Origin of the sequence: Pseudomonas sp. 31-12 (assembly GCF_003151075.1) — a bacterium.
Lineage (GTDB): Bacteria > Pseudomonadota > Gammaproteobacteria > Pseudomonadales > Pseudomonadaceae > Aquipseudomonas.
Window position 1 is genome coordinate 5,059,965 of the sequence record NZ_CP029482.1, and the last position, 14,048, is coordinate 5,074,012.

General features: G+C 59.2%; 17 protein-coding genes. All 17 read right to left on the reverse strand.

What is annotated here, in order from left to right; genetic code table 11:
* Nucleotides 1–39: 39 nt before the first annotated feature.
* Nucleotides 40–756 (reverse strand): FadR/GntR family transcriptional regulator, encoded by a 717-nt coding sequence (locus DJ564_RS23855; protein ID WP_109633830.1) that lies wholly within the window; start codon nucleotides 754–756, stop codon nucleotides 40–42.
* A 116-nt stretch (nucleotides 757–872) separates the two neighbouring features.
* Nucleotides 873–1,433 carry a DUF1285 domain-containing protein gene (locus tag DJ564_RS23860; protein ID WP_109633832.1) on the reverse strand — a complete coding sequence of 187 codons (561 nt, stop codon included), beginning with the start codon at nucleotides 1,431–1,433 and terminating at the stop codon, nucleotides 873–875.
* 15 nt (nucleotides 1,434–1,448) lie between these two features.
* Complete coding sequence (locus tag DJ564_RS23865) at nucleotides 1,449–2,054, reverse strand: DUF4823 domain-containing protein (protein ID WP_109633834.1); 606 nt, start codon at nucleotides 2,052–2,054, stop codon at nucleotides 1,449–1,451.
* A 229-nt stretch (nucleotides 2,055–2,283) separates the two neighbouring features.
* The gene (locus tag DJ564_RS23870; protein WP_109633835.1) at nucleotides 2,284–3,252 is read right to left on the reverse strand and encodes a GTP 3',8-cyclase MoaA; all 969 of its coding nucleotides are present in this window, start codon (nucleotides 3,250–3,252) and stop codon (nucleotides 2,284–2,286) included.
* A 138-nt stretch (nucleotides 3,253–3,390) separates the two neighbouring features.
* Entirely contained in the window at nucleotides 3,391–4,029 is a 639-nt protein-coding gene (locus tag DJ564_RS23875) for a TetR/AcrR family transcriptional regulator (protein WP_008152317.1), read from the reverse strand.
* Nucleotides 4,030–4,371: 342 nt separating this feature from the next.
* Nucleotides 4,372–5,157, reverse strand: a complete 786-nt coding sequence (locus DJ564_RS23880; RefSeq protein ID WP_109633837.1) for a TatD family hydrolase — start codon at nucleotides 5,155–5,157, stop codon at nucleotides 4,372–4,374.
* A 14-nt stretch (nucleotides 5,158–5,171) separates the two neighbouring features.
* Nucleotides 5,172–5,528, reverse strand: coding sequence for a PilZ domain-containing protein (locus tag DJ564_RS23885; protein ID WP_109633839.1), 357 nt, complete (start codon nucleotides 5,526–5,528; stop codon nucleotides 5,172–5,174).
* 42 nt (nucleotides 5,529–5,570) lie between these two features.
* Nucleotides 5,571–6,557 carry a DNA polymerase III subunit delta' gene (locus DJ564_RS23890; RefSeq protein ID WP_109633841.1) on the reverse strand — a complete coding sequence of 329 codons (987 nt, stop codon included), beginning with the start codon at nucleotides 6,555–6,557 and terminating at the stop codon, nucleotides 5,571–5,573.
* The gene (tmk, locus tag DJ564_RS23895; protein WP_008152325.1) at nucleotides 6,550–7,182 is read right to left on the reverse strand and encodes a dTMP kinase; all 633 of its coding nucleotides are present in this window, start codon (nucleotides 7,180–7,182) and stop codon (nucleotides 6,550–6,552) included. Before tmk ends, DJ564_RS23890 begins: the two co-directional genes overlap by 8 nt.
* 19 nt (nucleotides 7,183–7,201) lie before the next feature.
* Nucleotides 7,202–8,425 carry an endolytic transglycosylase MltG gene (gene mltG / locus DJ564_RS23900; RefSeq protein WP_109633842.1) on the reverse strand — a complete coding sequence of 408 codons (1,224 nt, stop codon included), beginning with the start codon at nucleotides 8,423–8,425 and terminating at the stop codon, nucleotides 7,202–7,204.
* Between the two features lie 3 nt (nucleotides 8,426–8,428).
* Nucleotides 8,429–9,244, reverse strand: coding sequence for an aminodeoxychorismate lyase (gene pabC, locus DJ564_RS23905; RefSeq protein WP_109633844.1), 816 nt, complete (start codon nucleotides 9,242–9,244; stop codon nucleotides 8,429–8,431).
* The gene (gene fabF / locus DJ564_RS23910) at nucleotides 9,244–10,488 is read right to left on the reverse strand and encodes a beta-ketoacyl-ACP synthase II (RefSeq protein WP_109633845.1); all 1,245 of its coding nucleotides are present in this window, start codon (nucleotides 10,486–10,488) and stop codon (nucleotides 9,244–9,246) included. The genes pabC and fabF overlap by 1 nt, the downstream gene beginning before the upstream one ends.
* A 108-nt stretch (nucleotides 10,489–10,596) precedes the next feature.
* Nucleotides 10,597–10,833, reverse strand: a complete 237-nt coding sequence (acpP, locus tag DJ564_RS23915) for an acyl carrier protein (protein WP_003175607.1) — start codon at nucleotides 10,831–10,833, stop codon at nucleotides 10,597–10,599.
* Between the two features lie 191 nt (nucleotides 10,834–11,024).
* Nucleotides 11,025–11,768, reverse strand: a complete 744-nt coding sequence (fabG, locus tag DJ564_RS23920; protein ID WP_109633847.1) for a 3-oxoacyl-ACP reductase FabG — start codon at nucleotides 11,766–11,768, stop codon at nucleotides 11,025–11,027.
* Between the two features lie 16 nt (nucleotides 11,769–11,784).
* On the reverse strand, nucleotides 11,785–12,723 hold the full coding sequence (gene fabD / locus DJ564_RS23925; protein WP_109633849.1) for an ACP S-malonyltransferase: 939 nt from the start codon (nucleotides 12,721–12,723) through the stop codon (nucleotides 11,785–11,787).
* Nucleotides 12,724–12,849: 126 nt separating this feature from the next.
* Nucleotides 12,850–13,860 carry a phosphate acyltransferase PlsX gene (gene plsX / locus DJ564_RS23930; RefSeq protein ID WP_109633850.1) on the reverse strand — a complete coding sequence of 337 codons (1,011 nt, stop codon included), beginning with the start codon at nucleotides 13,858–13,860 and terminating at the stop codon, nucleotides 12,850–12,852.
* A gap of 3 nt (nucleotides 13,861–13,863) precedes the next feature.
* Nucleotides 13,864–14,046, reverse strand: a complete 183-nt coding sequence (rpmF, locus tag DJ564_RS23935; RefSeq protein WP_003179396.1) for a 50S ribosomal protein L32 — start codon at nucleotides 14,044–14,046, stop codon at nucleotides 13,864–13,866.
* Nucleotides 14,047–14,048 lie beyond the last annotated feature (2 nt).

Genomic DNA, 14,048 nt, shown 5'->3' on the forward strand with positions numbered 1-14,048 from the left:
CTTTCGCGAGCAAGCCCGCTCCCACAGGATTCTTTATTGTCAGCTGGCTTTTTTGTCGGCCATGACTTGCGGATAGAAGCGTTTGATCGCCAGGTCCGCGTTATCGATCAGGGTCATGCAGGCCCAGACACCCCGCGCGGCATCCCGGGCGGCGATGGCATCGGCCATGTCTTTGTGAATCGGCAGCGTGCGGCGCAGTTCGTCCGGGTCGGCGGCAGACACTTCAAAAGAAACAGCCAACAGCGCACCGAGGGCCGGGACCATTTGTTCGATGAACTGGTTGTGGCTGGCGGCGAGTATGCACTCGTGAAAGATCTGGTCGGCGTGGTTGTAATCGATGCCGCTGTCCACCGCCCTCTCCAGCGCGTTGTAAGCCTGCAATATTGCCTGAACCTGTTCGACCGTCGCGCGCTCGCACGCCCAGCGCACGGCCATCGGTTCGATGGTGCGACGCAGATCGAGCAAGTCGTCGACGAAGTTTTCCGGCAAGCCGCTGCGTGACAGCCAACCCACGACTTGCGGATCAAAAAGATTCCAGCGCCGCACCGGCAACACCCGCGTGCCGACCTTCGGCCCGACTTCGAGCATGCCTTTGGCGACCAAGGTCTTGATGGCTTCGCGAATGACCGTGCGACTGACACCGAGTTGCTCACCCAGGTCGGCTTCGACCTTGATGGTTTCGCCGGGCCTGACCTGGCCTGCAGCTATCCAGCAACCCAGCCAATCGACGGTCGACGCATGAAAACTGCTGGACATGGGCACCTCGATGCAGGAACGGCACAAAGCCGTTCGCGATGGATGCCCACGCTAATCATCATACGATTGGGTGTCAAATTGATTTTTGAATGTCTGCGCGCAAAAACCAATGTGTGTTACGGCTCGAGGCCGATGGGGAAGAACTCGCCGTCGCTCCACACGCCCAGCCAGCGTTGCCCGTCGATCTCACGGGTCACGGCCAGTTCCACCAACTGGTAGAAGACGTTGCGGTGGATCAGCGCTTCGAGGTTGGTGCGCACATGCACGTAAGGCGCAGGCTCTTGCGTGACCGGATCGATGACTACGCGAATCGGGTGTTCAGTGCCGGCGTCCGCGGTCTCGTCGACGTTGGTGGTGAAGCGCAAGACCTGAGCTTCGCCCTCGCCCTCCACGTCCACGGCAATCGCCACAAACGGCGCATCATCGACCTTGATGCCCACTTTCTCGACAGGAGTAATCAGGAAATAATCATCGCCATCGCGGCGAATGATGGTGGAGAACAGCTTGACCATCGGCTTGCGTCCGATTGGCGTCCCCAGATAAAACCAGGTGCCGTCACGGGCGATGCGCATGTCGATGTCGCCACAGAAGTCAGGGTTCCACAGGTGGACCGGCGGCAAGCCTTTGGTTTTGGGGATTTGCCCCAACAAGTCGTTGGCTTTTTGCGGGCCACTCATGGCGTTCTCCTTGGATTACTGGTCGCTGAGCCCGATCAGGCTGCGCGCGTATTGCTCCAGCGGCGGGCCAATCAGGTCTTGTGGCTTGTTGTCGTGGAACGTCAGTAAACCGCCACGACTCTTGATACGTGCAGTATCAATCAAATACTGGGTGCTGGTCTCGATCAACATGATCTGAATCACGCCGCTGTCGATGCCGAGGCGATCGACGTATTCCTGATCGAGCCATTCGTCCGAGTTACCGATACGGTCATCTGCCTTGGCGAATCGCGTGTAAAGCAGGTAATGGGCACCGGCAGCGCGGGCTTCACCCATGGCTTGGTCGAGGCCCTCGGGGGTGCGGGCGCGGCGGACCATCGGGAAATATTCGATAAAGCCATTGAAGGCTTCTTCAGCGACCACGTTCGGTCGCGGATAGGCACTGCCCGGCGGCGCGAAGGCACCTTGGGCGATGTAGATGAACGAGTCCGGCTGGATGCGCAGGTTATTCGCCCGACGACTGTCGCTGTGATCCAGCAGCCCTGCATCGCTCATGTGGTAGCGAGCTCCTTCAGCCATATCGCTGACATTCATGCAGCCACCAAGCGCCAAAACGGCCAGCAGCAAAACCAGGCTACGCATCCTACCCTCCAGAGGCCGGTGACGGAAAACCGGCGAATGGCCATGGGATGCAGCTTCCGCGCCAGCTCGGCCTTCCAGACCTTTCAGATGGATTATGCGGACTTGTGGCGAGGGAGCTTGCTCCCGTCCGGCTGCGCAGCAGTCGCAATTACTCAGGACTGCGGTGCCTTTGATAATTCGGGGCCGCTTCGCACCCCAGCGGGAGCAAGCTCCCTCGCCACAGGCCCGATCAGCCGCCAATAATCTTCATGACAGTCGCACCACCGGAGAACGCCACTTCCTGCTTGTCGCCCAAGGCTTTCACCAAGAGTCGCTGCAACGCCGGCAATGCCTGATGGCGCGGTTTGTCCAACAGATCGCCGACATAGTGGCGATTGCTCGATGATAAACAGCCATGCAACCAGCCGGTGGATGACAGGCGCAGACGCGAGCAGGTCCGGCAGAAGGGAACGCTTTCATTGGCAATCACACCAAAATGCCCCATCCCCGGGATTGCGTAGCGCACAGCTGTGGCGTCTACGGGCGCATCAGCTTGCAGGTATTCGTAGCGCTCGCCGATCAGACTCAACAACTGCTGAAGACTGACGAACTGCTGCAGGAAGGCGTTGTTGTCACTGGCCAGGTGGCCCATGCGCATCAGCTCGATGAAACGCAGCTCATAGCCACGCTCAAGGCAGTAATCGAGCAACGGCATCACCTGGTCAAGGTTCTGCCCGCGCAGAGGCACCATGTTGACCTTGATTTTCAGGCCGGCAGCCTTGGCCTGGTCCATACCGTCGAGCACGGTCGCCAGATCGCCGCCACGGGCAATGCTGCGGAACGCGCCGGCGTCCAGGGTATCGAGGGAAACGTTGATGCGACGGATGCCGGCGTCCACCAGCAACGGCAGCTTTTTCGCCAGCAGCTGGCCATTGGTGGTCAGGCTGATGTCTTCCAGGCCCATCTTGCCGACGGCGGTCATGAAGGCTTCGAGTTTAGGACTGACCAGCGGCTCACCACCGGTGATGCGCAAGCGCTCGATGCCCGCCGCTTCGATCAGATACGCCACGCCGCGCGCCATGGCCTCGGCCGACAATTCATCCTGCGCAGCCACCAGCCGCTTGCCGTTGGGCACGCAATAGGTACACGCGTAATTGCAGGCTGAAGTCAGACTGATCCGCAAATTGCGAAAACGCCTGCCTTGACGATCAACGATCATGGAGCACTCCGGCGAAAGGAATTCGAACCCGTAAAACTTGACTCACAAATCAAGTTTTAGCAAGTCCCATGCCTGAGTATATTCCTGAGGTACTGCGCCATATAGCGAAATCATGGCGCAATAAGGCAACTGAATGGTTCAGCTGCTCGGGGTGTCGGTATCGCGCTTGCGCTTGTTGCCCATGCGCACGCCGATATCCATCAGGAACTGGAAGAAACCTTCCTGATCTTCCAGCACATTGCTCCAGAACGGCGAGTGATACAGCGCCACGGCACCATGCACCAGCGCCCAGGACGCGCAGTAATGGAAGTAAGGCGGTACGTCTTCGAGCTTGCCTTCGCTGATCCGGCCTTTGATCAGCAGGGTCAGGCGTTCGAAATTGGAGGCGCGGATCTTGTGCAGTTCCTCGACCATTTCCGGCACCTGATTGCCTTTGACCACCTTCTCTTCCAGGCGATCGAACAACCGATAGCGCTGCGGATCGCGCATGCGGAATTCGAAGTAGGCCCGGGACAGCGCTTCCTTGTCCTTGTCCACATCCGCAGAATGCAACAGCTCGTTCAGATCACGCTCGTAGTCGAGCATCAGGCGCAGATAGATCTCCGCCTTGGATTTGAAATGCTTGTAGATCGTGCCTTTGCCGATACCGACGGCATCAGCAATCATCTCGACGGTGACACTGTCTTCACCTTGGTCGAGGAACAGCTTGAGCGCGGTATCGAGAATTTCTTGCTCGCGGCGACGAAACTCACGGACCTTACGAGGTTCTTTATGCATAAGAAAAGGTCTGTTGGGGTCAAAATTCGAAGCCGCGTATTATGCCTAACTTACGCAAAAATGCACGGATCATCCGACCATATCTGTGTTTCTTGATGATTTCACACAGGGCCGCCCTTTGATGAGAACTCTTCCGAAGCGCCCGTATTCCAAAATTGTTTAAAAACCGGGGCCGGTAAACTGGACTCGGCGCAATACTGATCAATACTTGAACTGTCGGCGGGACATCTCCCCCAAGTGTCGCGTCGATATAGGTACCAACGGACCGCGTGCCTTTGTTTTACTCCTAATGGTCTTAACCCGGATTCACCCCCCAGAACCCGGGTTTTTTTTGCCTGCGATTCAGCCTTTCACATGCGCCAGCGGGAACAGCCGCTTGAAGTTTTCAGTGGTCTGCTCGGCAAATCGCTCATAGGACTCACCCCGCAACATTGCCAGAAATTCCGCAACCTCGCGTACGTACTGCGGCAGGTTGGGTTTGCCGCGATAAGGGATCGGCGCGAGATACGGCGAGTCGGTTTCCACCAGCAATCGATCAGCCGGCACTTTGCTGGCCACGTCACGCAACGCATCGGCATTGCGAAAAGTGACAATACCGGACAGGGAAATGTAATAGCCCATGTCCAGTGCAGCCTTGGCCATGTCCCAGTCTTCCGTGAAGCAATGCAGCACGCCCGCTTGAGGCAACGCCGCCTCGCGCAGCAAGCTCAACGTATCGGCGCGGGCGCCTCGGGTGTGGATGATCACCGGCTTGCCCGTTTGTTGAGCAGCCTGCAGGTGCAAGCGAAACGATTCCTGCTGCAACTCGGCCGCTTCCGGCTCGTAGTGATAATCCAGGCCGGTCTCACCAATCGCCACCACACGGGGATGATTGAGCTCACGCAACAACCAATCCAGCGCCGGCGCGGCTCCCGGTTGCACATCCAGCGGATGCACGCCCACGGAACAGTCGACGTCGTCGTAACGTTCAGCCAGGGCTTTGACGTCCGCGGCATTCTCGACGCTGACGCCGATACACAAAAAGTGTCCTACCCCGCGCTGCCGGGCCGCATCAAGCGCGGCATCCAGAGAGCCGTCGTGGGCGGCGAGGTCAAGACGATCGAGGTGACAATGGGAATCTACGAGCATAAAAGGGCTGCAACTTACATCGTATGAGTGGGACGGTCGGACTTCAGGGTTCCGGCCAGATGGGTTTCGATTCGACTGCGCGCCGTGTTGTCGCCGTCGTTGAATTGTACGCCGACCCCCGCGGCCCGGTTGCCCTGGGCGCCTTTGGGGGAAATCCAGGCAACCTTGCCGGCGACCGGAATCTTCTCGGCCTCATCCATCAGGTTAAGCAGCATGAACACCTCGTCGCCCAACTTGTAGCTTTTGTTGGTCGGGATAAACAGGCCACCGTTCTTGATGAATGGCATGTAGGCCGCGTAAAGCACGGACTTGTCCTTGATGGTCAGGGACAAAATGCCGTTGCGCGGTCCCGGATTGATGGCTTCATTCATGCTGACCTCCATTGCTGATGATCAGAGTCTAGGCGCAGTCGATCACTTCTGGGTAGGCAAGGATGCCCATTGCACCAGCAACGCTTCGAGCAACAGCGCCGGATTGAGGTTGGCTTTGCTCATGACCTTCTGACGCTGGGCGAGGATCCAGTCCTGGATATTCAAGACTTTATCCTGAGCGGTTTTCTGCGCCAGGTATTGAATGACCTTGCGCATGTCCGTCAACCCCAGGCCTTCTTCGTCCTGGGTCAATTGATAGCGCAGGATCAGACTCGACCAGTCGCAGAACCAGTCGAACAGCAACAACTGCGGGACGGTTTTCCATTCTTCGGCCAGTTGCGTCGGCGATTGCTGTTGCTTAAGCAACTTTTTCACACCTTCGACCACCAGCGCTCGCTGCTCGCGCACGCCCTGGGTCTGCAACTTGACCGCGGCCAACGGAGAGCCGGCGGCCAGGGTCAGCAGTTCGACACGCTCTTCTTCCGAGCTGTCCGGCAGGGCCTTGGCCAGCCAGGCCAGACTCATCGCCTCGCTCGGCAACGGGCAAGCCTGCTGCACGCAGCGGCTCTTGATGGTCGGCAGCAGACGACTGGTCTGGTGACTGACCAATAGCAACACGGTGTCGCCGGAGGGTTCTTCAAGACTTTTGAGCAAGGCGTTCGCGGCGTTGACGTTCATCGCCTCGACCGGCTCGATCAACACCACTTTGCGCCCGCCCATCTGCGCGGTCTGCACCACAAAGCTGACCAGATCACGCACCTGATCGACCTTGATCGCCTTGTCGGCCTCTTCGGGTTCCAGAATGTAATTGTCGGGGTGGCTGCCGGCCTTGAGCAGCAGGCAGGATTTGCATTCACCGCAGGCATCCTGCGCGGTCGGACGCTGGCACAGCAGGCTGGCCATCAACCGTTCGGCCAGCGCACGCTTGCCGATCCCGGCCGGGCCATGCAACAGATAGGCGTGCGCATGTTGCTTGCGACCGGCCAACTGCTGCCAGAGGCTGTCCTGCCACGGATAGGCTTCAGCCACGGGTTAACTCCAGCAGACGTGGCAGCAAGGCGTCCAGCGACTGCTGGACCTGCGCCAGCGGCTGAGCGGCATCGACCAGGACATATCGCGCCGGATCAGCTTCAGCACGCTTGAGGAACGCACTGCGTACGGCATCGAAAAAGGTTCGGCCTTCGAGTTCGAAACGATCCAGTCGACCACGGGCGCTGGCACGGGCCAGACCCACTTCCACCGGCAGATCGAAGATCAGCGTCAGGTCCGGGCGCAAATCGCCCTGGACAAACGTTTCCAGAGTCGCGATGCGCTCCAGGGACAAACCACGACCGCCACCCTGATAGGCATAGGTCGAATCGGTAAAACGATCACACAAAACCACCGCACCACGGGCCAGCGCCGGGCGGATCACCTCGGCCAGGTGCTGGGCGCGCGCTGCGAACACCAGCAACAACTCGGTGTCGGGATTCATGACTTCATCAACCGGCGCCAGCAGCACTTCGCGAATCCGCTCGGCCAACGGCGTACCACCCGGCTCGCGGGTCAGCACTACCTCGATACCGGCGGCGCGCAGGCGCTCTGCCAGGTATTCGCGGTTGGTGCTCTTGCCGGCGCCTTCCGGGCCTTCCAGGGTAATAAACAAGCCAGTCACAGGCAGTCCTTAATCAGAGTCATTGCGGGCTTTGCGCAGCCGGTGCGTCCAGCTCGGGCACAGGTTCGGGTTCAGGCTCCGGAGCGGGTGCGGCAGCAGGCTCTTGCGGCGCTACGGACGGTACAGCCTCGGGATCGGGGTTGGGCGAAGCGGCCGGAATCGGCGCCTCGGCGTCCGGCGCTTCACCATTCAGGGTTTCTGGCGCCGAGACAGGTGCCGGGCTGGAGCGATAATCGGCACGACGCTTGAGCTGGAACTCCCGCACCGCATTATTGTGGGCATCCAGATCATCGGAAAAAACGTGGCTGCCATCACCGCGAGCGACGAAGTAGAGGCTGTTGCCCGCCACCGGGTTCAACGCGGCATGAATCGCTTCGCGGCCGACCATGGCGATCGGGGTCGGCGGCAGGCCTGAAATCATGTAGGTGTTGTACGGCGTGGGTTCCTTGAGATGGGCACGGGTCAATTTGCCGCTGTAGCGATCACCGAGGCCATAGATCACCGTCGGATCGGTCTGCAGCATCATGCCCATCGCCATGCGCCGCACAAACACGCCGGCAATCTGCCCGCGCTCTTGGGGCACACCGGTTTCCTTTTCCACCAGCGAGGCCATGATCAGCGCCTGATAGGGTTCGGTATACGGCACATCAGCGGAGCGCTGCTCCCATTCCTTGGCCAGGACTTCATCGAGGCGGTCGTAGGCCTTTTTCAGCAGTTCGACATCGGTCATGCCGCGCACGAAGCGGTAGGTGTCGGGGAAGAACCGGCCCTCGGGAAAGATCCCGGTGTGGCCCAGCTTGGTCATCACTTCGCTATCGCTCAAGCCGTTCAGGGTCTGCTCGAGCTTCTCATCCTTGGCCAATGCCGCCCGGACCTGATGAAAATTCCAGCCTTCGACCAGGGTCAGGCTGTACTGAACGATATCCCCACGCTTCCACAGGTCGATCAGACCTTCGACAGTCATGCCGGGCTGCATGCGGTATTCGCCCTTGTGCAAAGGTTGTCCGGCCAGGTTGAAACGCCAATACACACGCAGCCAGAAAGCGTCCTTGATGACGCCGTCGGCTTCGAGTCGATAGAAAGTGCGGGTCGGTGTCGTGCCCTTGGGCACTTCCAGCAGTTCTTCCTGAGTGATGTTCAGCGGCTGATTCAGCGCCGTATGAATCTTCCAGGCGGAGGCGCCCAGACACAGCCCCGCCAGAACCAATCCGGTTTCCAGCAGTAGCAAGAATTTACGTCTCACGTATCAAGCATCCAGTAGCGCGCGGGCAATGGTTTGGAGTTTACGGGTGAGCGGCCCAACCGACCAGCTCAGCGCTGCATAGGCGCGCACCGGCCAAACGCCATACACGCTGTTGCAGACAAAGACTTCATCAGCCCATTGCAGCTGATCGAGGCTGATGTCGGTGATTTGCGTGGGGATCCCCAACGACTCGGCTTGAAACAATAATTCGGCACGCATCACACCGGCCACGCCGCAGCGCTTCAAATCAGCCGTGATCAACACGCCATCGCGGATCAGGAACAGGTTGCTGAACACGCCTTCGATCACCCGCCCCGTCCTGTCGAGCATCAAGCCCTCGGCGTGCTCGGCATCTTGCCATTCGCCGCGGGCAATGACTTGCTCCAGACGATTGAGGTGTTTGAGGCCGGCAAGCAGTGGCTGCCTGGACAGTCGTGTCGCACAAGGAAACAGGCGAACGCCCTGCTCGCCATGAACGGCAGGATAGGCAGCGGGAGGATTGCCTTGCAGAATACGCCGGGCCTGAGCCGAAGGATCGGGAGCGTAACCGCGCAGACTGTCGCCGCGGGTGAGGATGAGCTTGAGCACGCCCTCACCCAATTCGGTGGCATAGGCCAGCAGCTCACTGCGGATCAACTCGTGATCGGCAGTGATCGCCAGCCGTGAACAACCATCGGCCAGACGCGCCAGATGTCGGTCCAGCAGCAACGGCTGCCCGCCACGCACGGCAATGGTCTCGAACAGACCATCACCGTAAGCCAGGCCGCGATCTTTCAGCGACAACGCGTCAGCCGGCTGACCGTCGACCCAGCTGTCCATCAGTCAACGAACCGGCGGAACACCAGCGAGCCGTTGGTACCGCCAAACCCGAAGGAGTTGGACAGCACCACATCGATATCCATGTTGCGCGCGGTGTGCGGCACGAAATCGAGGTCGCAGCCTTCATCCGGCTCATCAAGGTTGATGGTCGGTGGCGCCACCTGGCTGTTGATCGCCAGCACGCTGAAGATTGCCTCGACTGCGCCTGCTGCCCCCAGCAAGTGACCGGTCATAGACTTGGTCGAACTGACGGCCAGTTTGTAGGCGTGATCGCCGAACACCGACTTGATCGCACAGGCTTCGGCGAGGTCGCCGGCTGAAGTCGAAGTGCCGTGGGCGTTGATGTACTGAACCTGGTCGCCATTGATTTTCGCGTCGCGCAAGGCATTGGTGATGCAACGGGCGGCACCGGCACCATCGGCGGGAGGCGAAGTCATGTGATAGGCATCGCCACTGGTGCCGAAACCGATCAGCTCGGCGTAGATGGTCGCGCCGCGTGCCTTGGCGTGTTCCAGTTCTTCGAGAACCAGGGCACCGGCACCGTCGGACAGGACGAAGCCATCACGGCCCTTGTCCCATGGACGGCTGGCGCGGGTCGGCTCGTCGTTGCGGGTCGACAGCGCACGGGAAGCACCGAAGCCCCCCATGCCCAGACCGCAAGCCGCCATCTCGGCGCCGCCGGCAATCATCACGTCGGCTTCGTCGTACATGATGTTGCGGGCCGCCATGCCAATGCAGTGCGTACCGGTGGTACAGGCGGTGGCGATGGCGTAGTTAGGTCCCTGTGCACCCAGGTGGATGGACAGAAAACCGGAAATCATATTGATGATCGAGCCAGGCACGAAAAACGGAGAAATCCGTCGTGGGCCGGAATCATGCAGGGTGCGGCTGGTTTCTTCGATATTGGTCAGACCGCCAATACCCGAGCCCATGGCCACGCCGATGCGCTCACGGTTGGCGTCGGTGACTTCCAAACCGGAGTTACGAACTGCCTGAAAACCTGCAGCCAGACCGTATTGAATGAACAGGTCGAGCTTGCGAGCTTCCTTGACCGACAGGTATTCCTCGACATTGAAGCCCTTTACCGAGCCGCCAAAACGGGTGGAATAGGCAGAAAGGTCGGTGTGTTCGATCAGACCAATGCCACTGCGGCCAGCCAGAATGCCCTGCCAACTGCTCGGCACATCCGTGCCCAGTGGCGACAACATACCCATACCGGTGACTACGACGCGTCTACGCGACACAGCACTCTCCTTTTTCAAATGACGACTTTGCATCAGGCCTAAAGAAAAAACCGCACGCCGTGATGGCAGTGCGGTTTTTCCATGACAGCAAGCAACGATTACAAACTATTACGCCTGGTGGCTAGTAACGTAGTCGATTGCAGCTTGTACAGTAGTGATCTTCTCAGCTTCTTCGTCAGGGATTTCGGTCTCGAATTCCTCTTCCAGAGCCATCACCAGCTCAACGGTGTCAAGGGAGTCGGCACCCAGGTCTTCAACGAAGGAAGCAGTGTTGACCACTTCTTCTTCTTTAACGCCCAGTTGCTCAGCAACGATTTTCTTGACGCGCTCTTCGATGGTGCTCATACCTTGTTTTCACTCCTAATGGACAAATTCAGGCAGCTGGCCAGTGGGTAAGTGTATAGAAAGGCTTTTCAGTTTTTCAACTGAAAGCTTCACTCCTCAAACCCTGGGGCCCTCTGCCTATAAATAGATTGCAGCTTTATAACGGATTTTAGACAGCTCGTATGACATTTTTTTGAAGCAATCCGTCACATTTAACTCATGTACATCCCGCCGTTCACCGGGATTGTAGCCCCAGTAACGTAAGCCGCACCGTCGGATGCAAGAAAAGCGACCACAGACGCGATCTCTTGTGCTTGTCCCAGACGGCCCAGCGGAATCTGCGTCTGCAAGGCTTCACGCTGTGCCTCGGGCAGTTCGCGGGTCATATCGGTGTCGATGAACCCAGGGGCCACCGAGTTTACCGTAATCGAACGCGAACCGACTTCACGCGCCAGTGCACGGCTGAAACCTTCCAGACCGGCCTTGGCGGCTGCGTAGTTTACTTGGCCTGCGTTGCCCATGGCACCCACAACAGAGCCAATACTGATAATTCGTCCCCAACGGGCTTTGGTCATACCACGCAAAACACCCTTGGACAGGCGGAACAGACTGTTCAGGTTGGTATCGACGACGTCATGCCATTCGTCATCTTTCATGCGCATCATCAGATTATCGCGGGTGATACCGGCATTGTTGACCAGGATCGCCGGCGCTCCGAACTGCGAAGTGATACTCGCCAACACCGCTGCGACGGACTCGTCGCTGGTGACATTGAGTTCCAGACCAGTGCCTTGAATACCATTTTCTTTCAGGGTAGCAGCGATGCGTTCGGCACCCGATGCAGAGGTCGCAGTGCCCACAACGATGGCGCCCTGACGACCCAGCTCCAGGGCGATGGCCTGGCCGATACCGCGGCTCGCACCGGTGACCAGTGCAACTTTACCTTGCAGACTCATGCAAGTTTCTCCTGATTCAGGCCAGCGCTGCACGGGCGGCAGCGAAAGCGTCTGGGGTATTGAGGTTGGATGTCGACACGCCTTCGGCGCAACGCTTGTTCAGGCCGGCCAGCACTTTGCCAGGACCGCATTCGACCAACTGGGTCGCACCCTTGGTGGCCAGCGCCTGGACCGATTCGACCCAGCGCACAGGTTTGTAGAGTTGTTCAAGCAGATCGCGCTTGAGGGTTTCCAGATCGGCCGGCACCGCAGCGCTGACGTTCTGTACAACCGGGATCTGTGGCGCTTGCCAGTCGATCGCAGCGATCGACTCGGCGAAACGCTCGGCCGCCGGGCGCATCAGCTCGCAGTGGGACGGCACGCTGACAGGCAGCGGCATGGCGCGTTTGGCACCACGGGCCTTGCAGCCTTCGATGGCGCGTTCGACCGCGGCCTTGGCACCGGCGATCACCACCTGGCCCGGGGAGTTGAAGTTGACCGCGCTGACCACTTCGCCTTGCGCCGCTTCGGCACAGGCTGCGAGCACGTCAGCATCGTCCAGACCGAGGATCGCGGCCATGCCGCCCTGCCCGGCCGGAACGGCTTCCTGCATCAACTGACCACGACGCTCAACCAGCCTGACGGCATCGCCCAGGCTCAGGCTGCCAGCAGCGACCAGCGCGCTGTACTCGCCCAGGCTGTGACCGGCAACGTAAGCCGGACGCGCACCGCCTTCCGCCAGCCACAAACGCCACAGGGCGATCGAGGCGGTCAGAATGGCCGGCTGGGTTTTATCGGTTTGATTGAGTTGCTCTTCCGGCCCTTGCTGGGTCAGTGCCCACAGGTCGTAACCCAGAGCATCGGAAGCTTCTTTGAATGTTTCGAGGACAACCGGATGTTGCGCGCCCAACTCGGCCAGCATGCCGAGGGACTGCGAACCCTGTCCTGGAAAGACGAATGCGAGGGAAGCAGACATGTAACAAGCCCCTAATGATCTTGTCGTCGGAGAATTTGACGTCCCGCTTGGGGGACGCAAGAAACTGACAGTTGGATGGCCAATTAAACTGAGCGGTCACATTTAAGCATTGTCCGACGAAAACGCCTAAAGCAACAAATCCTCCAGACGACCGTGAATGCGTTCCGGCAGGTTTTCCTGGATCTCGATCAGGGCACGTTGTATCGCACTCTGGAAACCCTGAACGCCAGCAGAACCGTGGCTTTTCACGACAATCCCCTGCAAACCCAGGAAGCTTGCGCCGTTATGTCGCGCCGGGGCCAGATCGGCTTGAAGACGCTTCATCAGCGGCAGCGCGAGCGCGCCGACCATTTTCGAAGCGAGGTTTTTCTTGAACAGGGCCTCGATGCGCCCGGCAATCATGGTCGCCAGGCCTTCGCTGGACTTGAGCAAGATATTGCCGACGAAGCCGTCACACACCACCACGTCCGCCTCGCCGCGGTACAGACCGTCACCCTCGACAAAGCCGATGTAGTTGATGCCGCGAGCGCCTTGCAACAAGGTCGCCGCCAGCTTGACCTGCTGATTGCCCTTGATGTCTTCGGTGCCGATGTTCAGCAAGGCCACCCGTGGACGGACGATGCCAAGGGTTTCTGCCGCCACCGAGCCCATTACCGCAAATTGCAACAAGTGCTCGGCACTGCAATCAACGTTGGCGCCAAGGTCGAGCAACTGGCAATAACCCTTCTGCGTTGGAATCGCCGCCACCATCGCCGGCCGATCGATGCCCGGCAACGTCTTGAGCACAAACCGCGACAACGCCATCAGCGCACCGGTATTACCGGCACTGACACACGCCTGAACCTTGCCGTCGCGCAACAGCTCGAGGGCCACGCGCATCGACGAGTCAGGTTTGCCACGCAGGGCCTGGGCAGGCTTTTCGTCCATGGTGATGACTTCGGACGCCGGAGCAATCGACAGGCGCGAGCGATCCACAGCCGATTGGCCAGAGAGCAATTCTTCAAGAAGGGAGGGTTGACCGACGAGGGTCAGGTGTAACGAGGGTGTAGCAGACAGACAAGCAAGGCTGGCCTGAACAATGCTGCGGGGACCGAAGTCCCCGCCCATTGCGTCAATCGCGATGACTTGAGCAGACAAGGATTACTCGTCAGCGCCCTTGTCGATCACTTTACGGCCACGGTATACGCCTTCTGGCGATACGTGGTGACGCAGGTGAACTTCACCGGTGGTTTTTTCTACAGACAGGGTGCTAGCCTCGAGAGCGTCGTGCGAACGGCGCATGTCACGGGCAGAGCGGGATTTTTTGTTCTGCTGAACAGCCATAA